Below are 14,468 nucleotides of genomic sequence, written 5' to 3' on the forward strand. Positions count from 1 at the left end.
GCCCAGCGAAGCCCGCCGATTGTAGGCAGGGAACAAGCGTTGCCCCTGGGAAACCCTGATGAGCCGATCCACTGCCGCCAAGCCCGCCAACCCCGTCGCCAAGGGGAAGAAGTCCGAGTCGACCGGGGCGACGACCGCCCCGGCGGGCGAGCCGCCGAAGGGCGAATTCGTTTCTTTCGAAGGCTCTCCGTTCCAGCTGTTCCAGCCGTACCCGCCCGCGGGCGACCAGCCGGTGGCGATCCAGCAGCTGGTCGAGGGCGTCAACGACGGCGAGAGCTTCCAGACGCTGCTGGGCGTCACGGGCTCGGGCAAGACCTTCACGATGGCCAACACCATCGCGCGGCTGGGCCGGCCGGCGATCGTCTTCGCGCCCAACAAGACGCTGGCGGCGCAGCTCTACAGCGAGTTCCGCGAGTTCTTCCCGAAGAACGCGGTCGAGTACTTCGTCAGCTACTACGACTACTACCAGCCCGAGGCCTACGTCCCGCAGCGCGACCTGTTCATCGAGAAGGACAGCGCGATCAACGAGCAGATCGAGCAGCTGCGGCTGTCCTGCACCAAGAGCCTGCTGGAGCGGCGCGACGTGGTGATCGTGGCGTCGGTGTCGGCGATCTACGGCATCGGCAACCCGAGCGACTATCACCAGATGGTGATGACGCTGCGGGTGGGCGACAAGCTCGGCCAGCGCGACATCATCCAGCAGCTGGCGCGCATGCAGTACACGCGCAACGAGATGGAATTCACCCGCGGCCACTTCCGCGTGCGCGGCGACACCATCGATGTCTTCCCGGCCGAGCACTCCGAGCTGGCGCTGCGCATCGAGCTCTTCGACGACGAGGTCGAGGGGCTGACGCTGTTCGATCCGCTGACCGGCCAGATCCGGCAGAAGATCCCGCGCTTCACCGTCTACCCGTCGAGCCATTACGTCACGCCGCGCGACCGCGTGGTGGCCGCGATCGAGACGATCAAGGAGGAGCTGCGCGAGCGCGTGGCCTTCTTCATCAAGGAAGGCAAGCTCGTGGAGGCGCAGCGGCTGGAGCAGCGCACGCGCTTCGACCTGGAGATGCTGCAGGAGGTGGGGCACTGCAAGGGCATCGAGAACTACACGCGCCACCTCTCGCAGGCGGCGCCCGGGGATCCGCCGCCGACGCTGGTCGACTACCTGCCGGCGGATGCGCTGATGTTCCTGGACGAAAGCCACGTGCTGATCGGCCAGTTCAGCGCCATGTACAACGGCGACCGGGCGCGCAAGAGCACGCTGGTCGAGTACGGCTTCAGATTGCCGTCGGCGATGGACAACCGGCCGCTGAAGTTCGAGGAGTACGAGCGCAAGATGCGCCAGGCCATCTTCGTCAGCGCGACGCCGGGGGACTACGAGAAGCGCCAGGCGGGCGCGGTCGTCGAGCAGCTGGTGCGGCCGACGGGGCTGGTGGATCCGGTGGTCGAGGTCAGACCGGCGACGCACCAGGTGGACGACGTGCTGCAGGAGATCCGCGATCGCGTCGAGGTCAACGAGCGCGTGCTGATCACGACGCTGACCAAGCGCATGGCCGAGCAGCTGACGGAGTACCTCAGCGACAACGGCGTCAAGGTGCGCTACCTGCACTCGGACGTGGACACGGTCGAGCGGGTGGAGATCCTGCGCGACCTGCGGCTGGGCACCTTCGACGTGCTGGTCGGCATCAACCTGCTGCGCGAGGGGCTGGACATCCCGGAGGTATCGCTCGTGGCGATCCTGGACGCGGACAAGGAAGGCTTCCTGCGCGCCGAGCGCAGCCTGATCCAGACCATCGGCCGGGCGGCGCGCAACGTGAACGGCAAGGCGATCCTGTACGCGGACCGCATCACCGAATCGATGAAGAAGGCGATCGGGGAGACCGAGCGGCGGCGCGCCAAGCAGATCGCATTCAACGAGGCCAACGGCATCACGCCGCGCGGCGTGGTCAAGCGCATCCGCGACCTGATCGAGGGCGTCTACAGCGACAAGCCGGGCCGTGACGACGCCAAGGTCATCGCCGAGACCGCCGAAGTCGAGGCGATGAGCGAGAAGGACCTGAGCAAGCGCATCCAGCAACTGGAGAAGCAGATGCTCGAGCACGCGCGCAACCTCGAGTTCGAGAAGGCGGCGCGGCTGCGCGACCAGCTCGCGCAGCTCAAGGAACAGGCCTTCGGCGCCGCGGTGCACGACAACGTCGTGCCGATCACGGCGGGCAAGGGCCGGTAAGTCCGCCGCGCTCAGCCCTCCGCGACGCGGAAGAAGTGCGTCCCGTCGCGATCGAGCTGCGCCAGCAGACCGGTCTCCCAATCGAGGTAGGCCTGGATCTCGTCGCGCGGGTGATGCGTGCCTTCGTAGGGGCGGCGATAGCGATCGTCGCGCGGGAAGGCCAGGCGCGGATTGGCTGATTCGATGGGCAGGCCCGCGTCGTACCAGGCGCTGGTGCCGCCTTCGAGCACCAGCAGCTCGCGTCCTTCGGCGGCGAGCTCGGCCGCGAGGTCCGCGGCCACGAAGCGCGGCAGCACGCCCAGGTTGCCCGTCAGCACGATGCGGCGGGCATGCGGGATCACTGTCCGGAGCGCCTCGGCGAGGCGCGCGCGCGGGCTCCACCAGGCGCCCGGGATGTGCCGGACGATGTAGGTGATGCTGGGCGCCACGTCGACGACCACGGTATCGGGATGCTCGCGATCGGCCTCCTCGGCCCGCCACCGCGCGAGCTGGGCGGGCGTCACCGTCGCCACGGCGGGGGAGAGCGGCTGCGGCGGCAGGTCGGGGCCGGTCTCCGTGTGGGCGGCGTCGTCGGGCGGGAGCACGGCGGTTTCCCATCCCATCTGCGCCAGCCAGGCGGCGGCGATCGGCGCGCGGATGCCGTCGTCGTCGGCGAGCACGATGCGGGCGCCGCGCACCGGGACGAACTGATCGGTCTCCTGGACCAGCTGGCCGCCCGGCGCGTGACGGAAGCCGGGCCGATGGCCGCGCGCGTAGTCAGAGGTGCCGCGGACGTCGAAACGGTAGGTCGTGCGGCGCGGATCGGCGAGCCATTCCGCGACCACGGCCGCGTCGATGCGCTGCACCCGCGCGCGGCGGGCGAAGGCGGAGGCGCCTTCGCGGGCGGCGCCGAGGTCGCCGAGCGGCAGGTCTTCATGCGAGCGCCCCTGGCCGCTCGCCAGCGGCAGACCCGCCAGCGTCCAGCCGATCGTTCCGTTGCGCAGCGCGAAGACGGGATTCGGCAGGCCGGCGTCGATCAGCGACTGGGCGCCGATCAGGCTGCGCGTGCGGCCGGCGCAGTGCACGACGAGCGTCGTCGACGGATCGGGCGCGAGGTCGCGCGCGCGCCGGACCAGTTCGCCGGCGGGCACGCTGATGGAGCCGGGCAGGCTCGCGGTCCGGTACTCGTCGAATCGGCGGGCATCGAGCACGACGAGGTTCTCGCGCCGCTCCAGGCGGGCGTGGACCTCTTCGGCGGACAGCGACGGCGTGCGGCGGCGCGCGTCGAGCAGTTCACCGAAGGCCTTGCTCGGGACGTTGAGGTCGCGGAACAGCTCGAAGCCGTCTTCGCGCCAGGCGGAGAGCCCGCCGGCGAGCAGCGCGACGTCGGTGTAGCCGAGCGACTGCAGCTTGCGCGCCGCGATCGTGGCGACGCCTTCGCCATCGTCGTAGACGACGATGGGGACATCGCGGCGCGGCAGGCGGCCCCAGGCGTCGAGCTCCAGCCGGGAGGCGGCGAGGTGGGCGGCCCACAGCGGATGGCCTTCGGCGAAGGCGGCTTCCTCGCGGACATCGAGCAGCGCGATCTCGACCCGGGCGAGCAGCGCCGCGCGGACGTCGGCGGCGGTGCGTGTGGGCAGCGGCGTGGGATGCGTCGGGACGGGCGGGCGCGGCAGGGACGCGGTCGCGGTCGAGGCGAGAGGGTCGAGGACGGACATGGCGGCTTCCTTGGAGCGGTCGGCGATTCCGCAGCCTAGGAGCGCCGCCGGCGGGGCCAAACGAAGCAATACGAGGATCGATAGGCGGTCCTGTTCCTAAATGCGGTGGCGAATGCCTTCAATCTGCTAAGTAAATATCCCGGGAAGAATTTGAGTCGCGATGGCTCTAGAGTTTCCAGCGATGACACTCAAACGTGATCGAATGATTTTCCTGTCCTTGCTCATCGGGCTCGGCACATCGATATCCGGCGCGGCGGTTGCAGGCGAGGCGCCAGTCGAGCTGCCGGCGGCGATCGCGCATGCGCGCTTTTACGCCTGGGGCGTCGTTGGTACGCCCGGGCAGATCTCTGAAGAGGAGCAGGCGGCTCGGGCCATTGCCAGGGATTGGTCGAGTCAGAAGCTTGTCGCCTCGATTCCGCAGGCAAATGCCGAAGGACGTCTGTATTTGCTTTGCGTGCTGCGACGGAAATTTTCGACCGATTACCCAAAGGCAAAATCCCTTGCCGGATTTTCGGCAGGACAGCGGGTTTCAATATTCTCCGGATCCGTTCTTCAGAAGGTCGAAGCGGAGGATTTGATTCGCCAGCTGGAAGCCAGTCGTTGCGCGCCGCTCGGCTGGCCGCAATGAGCCCCTTGGCCGCGGAGCCATTCCATCGCCGCCACCGCGCTCGCTGACGGCGCGCGTTCGCTGCTGACGGCGACGTGATACGTGTGGCCGTCGATGACAGGGCCGAAGGGCTGTTCGAGGTGACCTGCGGTCAGTTCCTCGGCGACGAGCGCCTGACTGACCAGCGCGATCCCATGTCCCGCGACGGCGGCCTGGATCGCATGTCCCTCGTCGGAGAAGCGGAGTTGCCCTGCCGGTGAGAAACCCTCGATGCCGGCGGCGGCGAGCCAGCGCTCCCACGTCGGGTTCTCCGGCTGCGCGCGCTTCCAGTCGAAGCAGATCAGCGGCACTCGCGAAAGGTCCTCGATCGACCGCACGCCGAGCCGGGGATTCGCGACCGGCGCGAAGTGATCCTGGAACAGTGGCTCCGCCACGAGGCCGGGGTAGGGGCCTCGGCCGTAGCGGATGGCGATGTCCACGGCGGTCGAGCGCAGGTCGACGATATCGTCCGAGGCCTGCAGCTGCAGATCGATCCCGGGATGCCGCTGGCGGAAGTCGGCCACGCGCGGCACCAGCCATTTCACGGTGAAGGCGTTGGTCGCCGAAATCACCACCTGCGGCCGGCGCCGCGGCTGCGTCAGGCGCTCGAGCGCTGACTGGAACGCGTCGAAGCCGTCGCGCAGGATGGGATAGAGCTGGGCGCCTGCCTCGGTCAGCGTGACGCGCCGCACTTGGCGCTCGAAGAGCGCGACGCCGGACTGCTCCTCCAGTCCTCTGATCTGGTGGCTGATCGCCGTAGGCGTCACGGCGAGCTCCTCGGCCGCGGCCTTGAAGCTGCCCAGTCGGGCGGCGGCCTCGAACGCCCGGAGCGCGGACAAGGGTAGGCGGCGTCGATCCATGGCTCTGGCTTTCAGATGAATTCAGATCATCTTACGGCTGACAAATCGCCCTTTGTCGGCACGCGGACGTCTCTCTATCGTTCATTCACCGGCGGCGCTTCCGTCGTCCGGAATGAATGAAGGAAAAGACATCATGCTGGAACGCGTCGTCACCCATCCCGATCCCTATGAGCCCTTCCTGCTGTCGCAGGGCATCAAGTCGGGCGGGTTGCTGTTCATCTCCGGCCAGGCCGGTGCCGGAGAGGACGGTCGCATCGTCCCGGGCGGCTTCATGGCGCAGGGCGAGCAGGCCTTCGCGAATCTGCGCCGGGCGCTCGAGGCCGGCGGATCGAGCCTGAAGCACGTGATCAAGGTGACCATCTTCGTCACCGATATGGGTCACTTCGAGGGCGTCGTGGCGCTGCGGCGCAAGTTCTTCTCGGTGCCGTACCCGGCCGACACGATTGCCGAGATCAAGGCGCTCTACACGCCGGAAGCCATGATCGAGATCGAAGCGATCGCCGAGGTGCCCGATGAGGAAGGGCGGGCATAAGGGCGCGACAATCGCCGCCCATGCCCGCCGACCTGTCGATCCTGTTCATCTGCACTGGCAATATTTGCCGATCCCCCACCGCCGAGGGCGTCCTCTGCCACCAGTTGGAGCGGCTGGGCCTGGCCGACCGCGTGCTGATCGACTCCGCGGGCATCCAGAGCTGGCACGCCGGCGAGGCCCCCGACGAGCGCTCCCAAGACCACGCCCGACGCAGGGGCTATGAGCTCTGCGATCAACGGGCGCGCGCAGTGCGCCCCGACGATTTCGAGCGCTTCGACCTGCTCGTCGCCATGGACGCCGGCCATCTGCGCGAGCTCCGCCGCCGCTGTCCTGCGGCACTGCAGCACAAGATTTCCCTCCTCCCGGGGGAGATCGAGATCCCGGATCCCTATTACGGCGGCCCCGACGGCTTCGACCACGTCCTCGACCTCATCGAGTCCGGCTGCGAACGCCTAGCGCAAATCGCAGCCAGCCGCCTGGCCTGAACCGGCCCCCTCGACGCCAGTCGGGGGTAACCCGAGCAAGCTCCTTCTTAATTGAGTAAAATGCTCGGACATTGCAGGGGGAAACCCTGCTTCGTGAGTCGACCCGGCGTCAGCCGAGCCGCCGCCTCCATGTCCTGAAGCCCGACACGGGCGCCAAGGAGAAGTTCGATGCGTCTCACCACCAAAGGTCGTTTTGCCGTCACCGCGATGATCGATCTGGCCCTGCGCGAAAACAGCGGCCCCGTCGCGCTGGCGGCGATCAGCCAACGCCAGCAGATCTCGCTGTCCTACCTGGAGCAGCTGTTCGGCAAGCTCCGCCGCCATCAGCTGGTCGAATCGACCCGCGGGCCCGGCGGCGGCTACTCGCTTGGCCGCCGTTCCGATGAGATCACCGTCGCCGACATCATCGTCGCCGTCGACGAGCCCATCGACGCCACCGGCTGCGGCGGCAAGGAAAACTGCATGGGCGACGACAACGGCCGCTGCATCACGCACGACCTCTGGACCGCGCTCAACAACAAGATGATCGAGTTCCTGGACTCCGTCACGCTACGCAAGCTCGTCGACGACCAGCTCGCCAAGGGCGTCACCGTCGAGGAAGCGCCGGTCAAGCGCGCCATCTCCAGCACCCCCGTCGTCAAGCCCATCCGCATCACCGCGCCGAACTCCGTCTTCGCGCTCGGCAATGCGATGAGCAAGTGATCCCGGCCCTCCGGTCCGCTCCGATCCGCGTCAACCCGATTCAGTAGTCGATAAGAAGAACGTTCCCATGGACATGACCCCGCACTTCCCCATCTACATGGACTACGGCGCCACCACGCCGGTGGATCCGCGCGTCGTCGACGCGATGATCCCGTGGTTGCGCGAGCATTTCGGCAACCCGGCGTCGCGCAGCCATGCCTGGGGATGGGAAGCGGAAGAAGCCGTGGAGAAGGCCCGCGGCCAGGTCGCCGCGCTGATCGGCGCCGATCCGCGCGAGATCGTCTGGACCTCCGGCGCGACCGAGTCCAACAACCTCGCCATCAAGGGCGCGGCCAACTTCTACCAGTCCCGCGGCAAGCACCTGATCACCGTCAAGACCGAGCACAAGGCCGTGCTCGACACGACGCGCGAACTGGAGCGCCAGGGCTTCGAGGTGACCTACCTCGACGTCAAGGAAGACGGCCTGATCGACTTCGACGTGCTGAAGGCCGCGATCCGCCCCGACACCATCCTGATCTCGGTGATGTTCGTGAACAACGAGATCGGCGTGATCCAGGACATCCCGGCCATCGGCGCGCTGTGCCGCGAGAAGGGCATCATCTTCCACGTCGACGCCGCGCAGGCCACCGGCAAGGTGGAGATCGACCTGGCCACGCTGCCGGTCGACCTGATGAGCCTGGCCTCGCACAAGAGCTACGGCCCCAAGGGCATCGGCGCGCTGTACGTGCGCCGCAAGCCGCGCGTGCGCCTGGAAGCCCAGATGCACGGCGGCGGCCACGAGCGCGGCCTGCGCTCGGGCACGCTGCCCACGCACCAGATCGTCGGCATGGGCGAGGCCTTCCGCATCGCCCGCGAGGAGATGGCCACCGAGCTGCCCCGCATCAAGGCGCTGCAGCAGCGCCTGCTGGACGGCCTGAAGGACATCGAGCAGGTCTTCATCAACGGCGACCTCGAGCGCCGCGTGCCCCACAACGTCAACGCCTCGTTCAACTACGTCGAGGGCGAGTCGCTGATCATGGGCATCAAGGGCATCGCCGTGTCCTCGGGCTCGGCCTGCACGTCCGCCAGCCTGGAACCCAGCTACGTGCTGCGCGCGCTGGGCCGCAGCGACGAACTGGCGCATTCCTCGCTGCGCATGACGATCGGCCGCTTCACGACCGAGGAAGAGATCGATTACGCCGTCACGCTGCTCAAGGATCGCGTGGCCAAGCTGCGCGAACTGTCCCCGCTGTGGGACATGTACAAGGACGGCATCGACATCAGCACCATCCAGTGGGCCGCCCACTGACGCGCCCGCGCACCCCCGAACAAGAGACGTTGGAGAACTGACATGGCATACAGCGACAAGGTCATCGACCACTACGAGAACCCCCGCAACGTGGGTGGCTTCGACAAGGGCGACGAGTCGGTCGGCACCGGCATGGTCGGCGCCCCGGCCTGCGGCGACGTGATGAAGCTGCAGATCAAGGTGAACCCGGCCACCGGCCTGATCGAGGACGCCAAGTTCAAGACCTACGGCTGCGGCTCCGCCATCGCGTCGAGCTCGCTGGTCACCGAGTGGGTCAAGGGCAAATCCCTCGACGAGGCGCTGTCCATCAAGAACAACCAGATCGCCGAGGAACTGGCGCTGCCGCCGGTCAAGATCCATTGCTCGATCCTGGCCGAGGACGCGATCAAGGCCGCCGTCGACGACTACCGCGCCAAGCACGGCGCCGCCGTCACCGCCTGAGGTCCGCGATGTCCGTCACCCTGACCGAAGCCGCCGCCCGCCACGTCACGCGCTACATCAGCAAGCGCGGCCGCGGCGTGGGCGTGCGCCTGGGCGTCAAGACCACCGGCTGTTCGGGCCTGGCCTACAAGCTGGAGTACGCCGATGAGGTCGCTCCCGAGGACATCGTCTTCGAAGGTCATGGCGTCAAGGTGCTGATCGATCCCAAGAGCCTTCCGTACCTGGACGGCACCGAGCTGGACTTCGTCCGCGAGGGCCTGAACGAGGGCTTCAAGTTCCGCAACCCGCGCGAAAAGGACCGCTGCGGCTGCGGCGAATCCTTCCGCGTCTGAGTTCGCGCGCGAGGAAAGGCGCGGCCGCGGAGCCGCGCTTTTTTCTTCGTGCGCGCCAGCGACCGAGCGACTGAGTTCATGAGACTCGACGACGACGACTTCACCCTGTTCGGCTTGCCGCAGCGCTTCGCGCAGGACGGCGCCGAGATCGCGCAGCGCTGGAAGGCGCTGGCGGCCAAGGTGCATCCGGACCGCTTCGCCGCCGATGGCGCCGCCTCGCAGCGCCTGGCGATGCAGTGGTCGCTGCGCGTCAACGAGGCGCACCAGCGCCTGCGCGATCCGCTCAAGCGCGCCTCCTACCTTTGCGAGCTGCGCGGCGCCCCGATCCAGGCCAACGAGAACACCCGCATGCCGGCTGCCTTCCTGATGGAGCAGATGGAATGGCGCGAGTCGCTGGACGAGGCGAAGACGCCCGAGGCGATCCTGGCCATCGACCAGCAGGTCGCCGGCCGCGAGCGCGCGCTGCTGGCCCAGGCCGGCCGCCAGCTCGACGACGAGGGCAATGCCGCGGCGGCCGCCGAATCGGTGCGCGCGCTGATGTTCCTGACGCGCTTCCGCGCCGACATCGACCAGCGGCTGGACGCGCTCGAGCATTCCTGATTTCCCCTTCGAAGAACAAGACCAGACACCATGGCCCTGCTGCAAATCTCCGAACCCGGCGCGTCGCCCGATCCCCATCAGCGGCGCATCGCCGTGGGCATCGACCTGGGCACGACGCATTCGCTGGTGGCGGCGGTGCGCCACGGCGTCGCCGAGTGCCTGCCCGATGACCAGGGCCGCGTGATCCTGCCGTCGGCGGTGCGCGTGATGCCCGAAGGGCGGCGCCAGTTCGGCTACGACGCGCTGGCCGCGCAGGCCGAGGATCCGGAGAACACCATCGTCTCGGTGAAGCGCTTCATGGGCCGCCGCGTCGACGACATCGCCAATCGCGACAAGCTGCCTTACCGCTTCGAGGACACGGCCGGCATGCTGAGCCTGGCCACCCGCGAGGGCCTGAAGTCGCCGGTCGAGATCAGCGCCGAGATCCTGGCCACGCTGCGCCAGCGCGCCGAGGACACCTTCAACGACGACCTGTTCGGCGCCGTCATCACGGTGCCCGCGTATTTCGACGACGCGCAGCGCCAGGCCACCAAGGACGCGGCGCAACTCGCGGGCCTGAACGTGCTGCGCCTGATCAACGAGCCCACCGCCGCCGCGATCGCCTACGGGCTGGACAACGGCAGCGAAGGGCTCTACGCCGTCTACGACCTGGGCGGCGGCACCTTCGACATCTCGCTGCTGCGCCTGACCCAGGGCGTCTTCGAGGTCGTGGCCACCGGCGGCGACGCGCAGCTGGGCGGCGACGACTTCGACCGCCTGCTCGCCGATTGGGCGCTGCAGCAAGCGGGTTTGACCGTGACCAGCGCGCAGGACAAGCGCCGCGTGCTGGTGGCGGCCCGCCAGGCCAAGGAAGGCCTGACCGACAGCGAGCGCGTGACGCTGAGCGCCGCGCTCGACGCCGGGCCGCTGGGCGTCGAGGTCTCGCGCGCCCAGTTCGACGAGCTGGCGATGCCGCTGGTCCACAAGACGCTGCTGGCGGTGCGCCGCGTGCTGCGCGACGCGAAGGTCACGGCCGGCGAGGTCCATGGCACGGTGATGGTCGGCGGCTCGACGCGCATGCCCATCGTGCGCCGCACCGTCGGCGAGCTGTTCGGCCGCGAGGTGCTGACCAATCTGAATCCCGACGAGGTCGTCGCGCTGGGCGCCGCCGTGCAGGCCAATCAGCTGGCCGGCAACAGCGCCGACGGCGAGATCCTGCTGCTGGACGTGATTCCGCTGTCGCTGGGCCTGGAGACCATGGGCGGCCTGGTCGAACGCATCATCGAGCGCAACGCCACCATCCCGGTGGCGAAGGCGCAGGACTTCACCACCTTCAAGGATGGCCAGACCGCGTTGGCGGTCCACGTGCTGCAGGGCGAGCGCGAACTGGTGAGCGAGTGCCGCTCGCTGGCCCGCTTCGAGCTGCGCGGCATCCCGCCGATGGCCGCCGGCGCGGCCCGCATCCGCGTGACCTTCCAGGTCGATGCCGACGGCCTGCTGAGCGTGTCGGCGCGCGAGCTGGGCTCGGGCGTCGAGGCGGCGGTGCAGGTCAAGCCGAGCTACGGCCTGTCCGACGACCAGATCGCCTCGATGCTGCGCGAGGGCTTCGCGAGCGCCGAGTCCGACATGGCCGCCCGCAAGCTGCGCGAGGCGCGCGTCGAGGCCGAGCGGATGATCCTGGCCACCCAGTCCGCGCTGCGCGCCGATGGCGACCTGCTCAGCGAGGCCGAGCGCGCCGACATCGCCGCGCTGCAGGCGGAGCTGCTCGCGCGGGCGCAGGCCGACGACACCGCCGCGAACGCCGATGCCATCGATGCCGCCGTCCAGGCGCTGGCCAAGGGCACCGAGGCCTTCGCCGCCGCGCGCATGAACCGCGGCATCCAGCAGGCCCTGACCGGCCGCAGCATCGATCAAGTCTGAACGCGAGCCCCGCCGCCAGCTTCAAGGACATCCCATGCCCGTCATCAAGATCCTTCCCCATCCCGAGTACGCCCCCGAGGGCAAGACGCTCTCGGCCCCGTCCGGCACCACGATCTGCGAGGCGCTGCTGGACAACGGCGTCGAGATCGAGCACGCCTGCGACCAGGTCTGCGCCTGCACGACCTGCCATGTGATCGTGCGCGAGGGCTTCGCCTCGCTGTCCGAGATGGAGGAGAACGAGGAGGACATGCTGGACCGCGCCTGGGGCCTGGAGCCCAACTCGCGCCTGTCCTGCCAGGCCATCCTGTCCAACACCGACGTGACGGTCGAGATCCCCAAGTACTCGATCAACCACGCCAAGGAAAACCATTGAGGTAGCGATGCGGGTCCTCGGCATCGAATCCTCCTGCGATGAAACCGGCGTGGCGCTGGTCGACGCGTCCGGCGACGGCGTGCCCCGGCTGCTGGCGCATGCGCTGCACAGCCAGATCTCGATGCACCAGGCCTACGGCGGCGTGGTGCCCGAGCTGGCCTCGCGCGACCACATCCGCCGCGTGCTGCCGCTGACGCGCGAGGTGCTCGCCAGCGCGGGGCTGTCGCTGGCCGATGTCGATGTCGTCGCCTACACGCAGGGGCCGGGGCTGGCCGGCGCGCTGCTGGTCGGCGCGGGCGTGGCGGCCTCGCTGGGCGCGGCGCTGGACCGGCCGGTGATGGGGATCCATCACCTGGAGGGGCATCTGCTGTCGCCGTTCCTCTCCGAGGATCCGCCGGAGTTCCCGTTTGTCGCGCTGCTCGTCTCGGGCGGGCACACGCAGCTGATGCGTGTCGACGACGTCGGCAGCTACGAGCTGCTCGGCGAGACCATCGACGACGCGGCCGGCGAGGCCTTCGACAAGTCGGCCAAGCTGCTCGGCCTGCCGTATCCCGGCGGCCCGCATCTGTCGAAGCTGGCGGAGCGGGGCGATCCGGAGGCGTTCGCGCTGCCGCGTCCGCTGCTGCACAGCGGCAAGCCGGACTTCAGCTTCGCCGGCCTGAAGACGGCGGTGCTGACCCAGGTCCGCAAACTCGAGGCCCAGCCCGGCGGGATGACGGACCCGCAGCGCGCGGATCTCGCCGCGTCGACGCAGGCGGCGATCGTCGAGGTGCTGCTCAAGAAGGCGCTGCTCGCGCTGAAGGAAACCGGCCTGAAGCGGCTGGTCGTCGCGGGCGGCGTCGGCGCGAACCAGCGGCTGCGCGAGCAGCTGAATGCCGTCTGCGAGAAGCGCCGCGTCCGCGTCCACTATCCCGAGCTGCATCTGTGCACCGACAACGGCGCGATGATCGCGCTCGCCGCCGCGCTGCGTCTGCAGCGCGACATGGCGGCGCTCACGCGCGGCGGCGGCTTCGAGGTCAAGCCGCGCTGGGATCTGTCGCAACTGGCCGGTCCGGCGCAGCTGTGATCCGGCGGACGAGGCGGGCGGCGGCCGTCCGGGGCGCCGCGATCTGCGCCGCGGCATTGGCCGTCATCGCGGCGGCTGCATGGCTGCCGCCGGCCGCCATGGCCCAGAGCCGGGCGCCCATCCGCCTCGCGCTGATCGAAGGCCTGTCCGGCCCGCTCGGCAATGGCGGCGAGGCGGTGCTGCGCAACCTCGTCTGGGCCACCGAGCGCGTCAACGCGCGCGGCGGCGTCAAGCTGCCCGGCGGCGCGCGGTCGCTCGAGCTGGTGCGCTTCGACAGCAAGGGCTCGGTCGAGGAGTCGCTGTCGCTGCTGCGCGGGGCGACCGACCAGTCCATCCCTTTCGTGCTGCAGGGCAACAGCTCGGCGGTGGCCGGCGCGCTGATCGCGGCGCTCGACAAGCACAATGCCCGCGAGCCGGCGCGCCGCGCGCTGTTCCTCAACTACGCGGCCGTCGATCCGGTACTCACCGGCGCGCAGTGCAGCTTCTGGCACTTCCGCTTCGACGCGCACACCGACATGCGGCTCGCCGCGCTGATCGAGGTGATGGCGCAGGATCGCGCGCTCAAGCGGGTCTACCTGATCGGCCAGGACTACAGCTTCGGCCAGCATCTGCGCGAGCAGGCGAGGGCGATGCTCGCCAGACGCCGCCCGGATCTGGAGATCGTCGGCGATGAGCTGCATCCGCTCGGACGCGTGAAGGACTTCCTGCCGTACGCCACCAAGATCCGCGCCAGCGGCGCGCAGGCCGTGCTCACCGGCAACTGGGGGAATGACCTGACGCTGCTGATCAAGGCGGCCCGCGACATCGGCCTGGATGCGCGCTTCTACACGTTCTACGGCAATGCGCTGGGCGTGCCGGGGGTGCTCGGCGAGGCGGGGGTCGACCGCGTGCTGGCGGTGGCCGAATGGCATCCGAACGTCGGCAGCGCCGATGCGGAGCGCTTCTACGCCGCCTTCCGCCAGCGCTTCCCGAAGCCGGAGCACGACTATCTGCATGCGCGGATGCAGCTGATGGTCGAGATGCTGGTCGCGGCCATCGAGAAGGCGGGCAGCGCCGAACCGAGGGCGGTCGCGCTGGCGCTGGAGGGGCTGAAGCTCGACGGGCGGCCGCTCGGCGTGGCGCACCAGGGCTGGATGCGGCCGTCGGACCACCAACTGCAGCAGCCGCTGTACGTCAGCGTCATGCGCCGGGCGGGCGAGGCCGGCGTGGCGCACGACAACGAGGGCTCCGGCTACGGTTTCCGCACCTTGCGCTACCTCGACGCCGCCCAGGCGGAGCAGCCCGCCAACTGCCGGATGACGCGCCCCTCCTGAAAAGCGTGGC

At 69.0% G+C, this 14,468-nt stretch carries 15 protein-coding genes; 13 read left to right on the plus strand and 2 right to left on the minus strand.

The features are described from left to right. Nucleotides 1-58 precede the first annotated feature (58 nt). Nucleotides 59-2,224 carry an excinuclease ABC subunit UvrB gene (gene uvrB, locus ACEN96_RS13320; RefSeq protein WP_495588477.1) on the plus strand — a complete coding sequence of 722 codons (2,166 nt, stop codon included), beginning with the start codon at nt 59-61 and terminating at the stop codon, nt 2,222-2,224. A gap of 11 nt (nt 2,225-2,235) precedes the next feature. Here the strand turns inward: uvrB and ACEN96_RS13325 are convergent, their stop codons facing one another. Beyond that, on the minus strand, nt 2,236-3,921 hold the full coding sequence (locus ACEN96_RS13325; protein WP_495588478.1) for a rhodanese-like domain-containing protein: 1,686 nt from the start codon (nt 3,919-3,921) through the stop codon (nt 2,236-2,238). Nucleotides 3,922-4,102: 181 nt separating this feature from the next. On the opposite strand from ACEN96_RS13325, the gene ACEN96_RS13330 reads away from it, so the two are divergent. Further along, entirely contained in the window at nt 4,103-4,549 is a 447-nt protein-coding gene (locus ACEN96_RS13330) for a hypothetical protein (protein WP_495588479.1), read from the plus strand. Here ACEN96_RS13330 and ACEN96_RS13335 read toward each other — a convergent pair. After that, on the minus strand, nt 4,474-5,427 hold the full coding sequence (locus ACEN96_RS13335; RefSeq protein ID WP_495588480.1) for a LysR substrate-binding domain-containing protein: 954 nt from the start codon (nt 5,425-5,427) through the stop codon (nt 4,474-4,476). The two genes, ACEN96_RS13330 and ACEN96_RS13335, sit on opposite strands and share 76 nt — an antisense overlap. 133 nt (nt 5,428-5,560) lie before the next feature. On the opposite strand from ACEN96_RS13335, the gene ACEN96_RS13340 reads away from it, so the two are divergent. The 11 genes from ACEN96_RS13340 (at nt 5,561) to ACEN96_RS13390 (ending at nt 14,458) form a co-directional block, all read left to right on the plus strand. Then, complete coding sequence (locus ACEN96_RS13340) at nt 5,561-5,959, plus strand: RidA family protein (RefSeq protein ID WP_495588481.1); 399 nt, start codon at nt 5,561-5,563, stop codon at nt 5,957-5,959. A 20-nt stretch (nt 5,960-5,979) separates the two neighbouring features. Next, complete coding sequence (locus tag ACEN96_RS13345; RefSeq protein ID WP_495588482.1) at nt 5,980-6,444, plus strand: low molecular weight protein-tyrosine-phosphatase; 465 nt, start codon at nt 5,980-5,982, stop codon at nt 6,442-6,444. Between the two features lie 168 nt (nt 6,445-6,612). Next, nucleotides 6,613-7,146 (plus strand): Fe-S cluster assembly transcription factor, encoded by a 534-nt coding sequence (locus ACEN96_RS13350; protein ID WP_091724267.1) that lies wholly within the window; start codon nt 6,613-6,615, stop codon nt 7,144-7,146. 67 nt (nt 7,147-7,213) lie between these two features. Further along, complete coding sequence (locus tag ACEN96_RS13355) at nt 7,214-8,434, plus strand: IscS subfamily cysteine desulfurase (RefSeq protein ID WP_495588483.1); 1,221 nt, start codon at nt 7,214-7,216, stop codon at nt 8,432-8,434. Between the two features lie 42 nt (nt 8,435-8,476). Continuing rightward, complete coding sequence (gene iscU, locus ACEN96_RS13360; protein ID WP_495588484.1) at nt 8,477-8,875, plus strand: Fe-S cluster assembly scaffold IscU; 399 nt, start codon at nt 8,477-8,479, stop codon at nt 8,873-8,875. Nucleotides 8,876-8,883: 8 nt separating this feature from the next. Further along, nucleotides 8,884-9,207, plus strand: coding sequence for an iron-sulfur cluster assembly protein IscA (gene iscA / locus ACEN96_RS13365; protein WP_343637529.1), 324 nt, complete (start codon nt 8,884-8,886; stop codon nt 9,205-9,207). A gap of 78 nt (nt 9,208-9,285) precedes the next feature. Further along, the gene (gene hscB / locus ACEN96_RS13370; RefSeq protein WP_495588485.1) at nt 9,286-9,807 is read left to right on the plus strand and encodes a Fe-S protein assembly co-chaperone HscB; all 522 of its coding nucleotides are present in this window, start codon (nt 9,286-9,288) and stop codon (nt 9,805-9,807) included. Between the two features lie 30 nt (nt 9,808-9,837). Further along, nucleotides 9,838-11,706: a Fe-S protein assembly chaperone HscA gene (hscA, locus tag ACEN96_RS13375; RefSeq protein ID WP_495588486.1), complete on the plus strand. Its 1,869-nt coding sequence runs from the start codon at nt 9,838-9,840 to the stop codon at nt 11,704-11,706. A 34-nt stretch (nt 11,707-11,740) separates the two neighbouring features. After that, nucleotides 11,741-12,079 (plus strand): ISC system 2Fe-2S type ferredoxin, encoded by a 339-nt coding sequence (fdx, locus tag ACEN96_RS13380; protein ID WP_279759358.1) that lies wholly within the window; start codon nt 11,741-11,743, stop codon nt 12,077-12,079. A 7-nt stretch (nt 12,080-12,086) separates the two neighbouring features. Then, on the plus strand, nt 12,087-13,145 hold the full coding sequence (tsaD, locus tag ACEN96_RS13385; RefSeq protein ID WP_495588487.1) for a tRNA (adenosine(37)-N6)-threonylcarbamoyltransferase complex transferase subunit TsaD: 1,059 nt from the start codon (nt 12,087-12,089) through the stop codon (nt 13,143-13,145). 98 nt (nt 13,146-13,243) lie between these two features. Next, on the plus strand, nt 13,244-14,458 hold the full coding sequence (locus ACEN96_RS13390; protein ID WP_495588488.1) for a branched-chain amino acid ABC transporter substrate-binding protein: 1,215 nt from the start codon (nt 13,244-13,246) through the stop codon (nt 14,456-14,458). Nucleotides 14,459-14,468: the final 10 nt, after the last annotated feature.

The organism is Roseateles sp. Mitsp63 (genome assembly GCF_059491535.1).

Coding starts and splice junctions, on each gene's coding strand:
- fdx (WP_279759358.1), top strand. CDS start 11,741: ATGCCCGTCATCAAGATCCTTCCCCATCCCGAGTACGCCCCCGAGGGC.
- ACEN96_RS13330 (WP_495588479.1), top strand. CDS start 4,103: ATGACACTCAAACGTGATCGAATGATTTTCCTGTCCTTGCTCATCGGG.
- ACEN96_RS13345 (WP_495588482.1), top strand. CDS start 5,980: ATGCCCGCCGACCTGTCGATCCTGTTCATCTGCACTGGCAATATTTGC.
- uvrB (WP_495588477.1), top strand. CDS start 59: ATGAGCCGATCCACTGCCGCCAAGCCCGCCAACCCCGTCGCCAAGGGG.
- ACEN96_RS13335 (WP_495588480.1), bottom strand. CDS start 5,427: ATGGATCGACGCCGCCTACCCTTGTCCGCGCTCCGGGCGTTCGAGGCC.
- ACEN96_RS13355 (WP_495588483.1), top strand. CDS start 7,214: ATGGACATGACCCCGCACTTCCCCATCTACATGGACTACGGCGCCACC.
- ACEN96_RS13390 (WP_495588488.1), top strand. CDS start 13,244: ATGGCCCAGAGCCGGGCGCCCATCCGCCTCGCGCTGATCGAAGGCCTG.
- tsaD (WP_495588487.1), top strand. CDS start 12,087: ATGCGGGTCCTCGGCATCGAATCCTCCTGCGATGAAACCGGCGTGGCG.
- ACEN96_RS13350 (WP_091724267.1), top strand. CDS start 6,613: ATGCGTCTCACCACCAAAGGTCGTTTTGCCGTCACCGCGATGATCGAT.
- hscB (WP_495588485.1), top strand. CDS start 9,286: ATGAGACTCGACGACGACGACTTCACCCTGTTCGGCTTGCCGCAGCGC.
- iscA (WP_343637529.1), top strand. CDS start 8,884: ATGTCCGTCACCCTGACCGAAGCCGCCGCCCGCCACGTCACGCGCTAC.
- ACEN96_RS13325 (WP_495588478.1), bottom strand. CDS start 3,921: ATGTCCGTCCTCGACCCTCTCGCCTCGACCGCGACCGCGTCCCTGCCG.
- hscA (WP_495588486.1), top strand. CDS start 9,838: ATGGCCCTGCTGCAAATCTCCGAACCCGGCGCGTCGCCCGATCCCCAT.
- ACEN96_RS13340 (WP_495588481.1), top strand. CDS start 5,561: ATGCTGGAACGCGTCGTCACCCATCCCGATCCCTATGAGCCCTTCCTG.
- iscU (WP_495588484.1), top strand. CDS start 8,477: ATGGCATACAGCGACAAGGTCATCGACCACTACGAGAACCCCCGCAAC.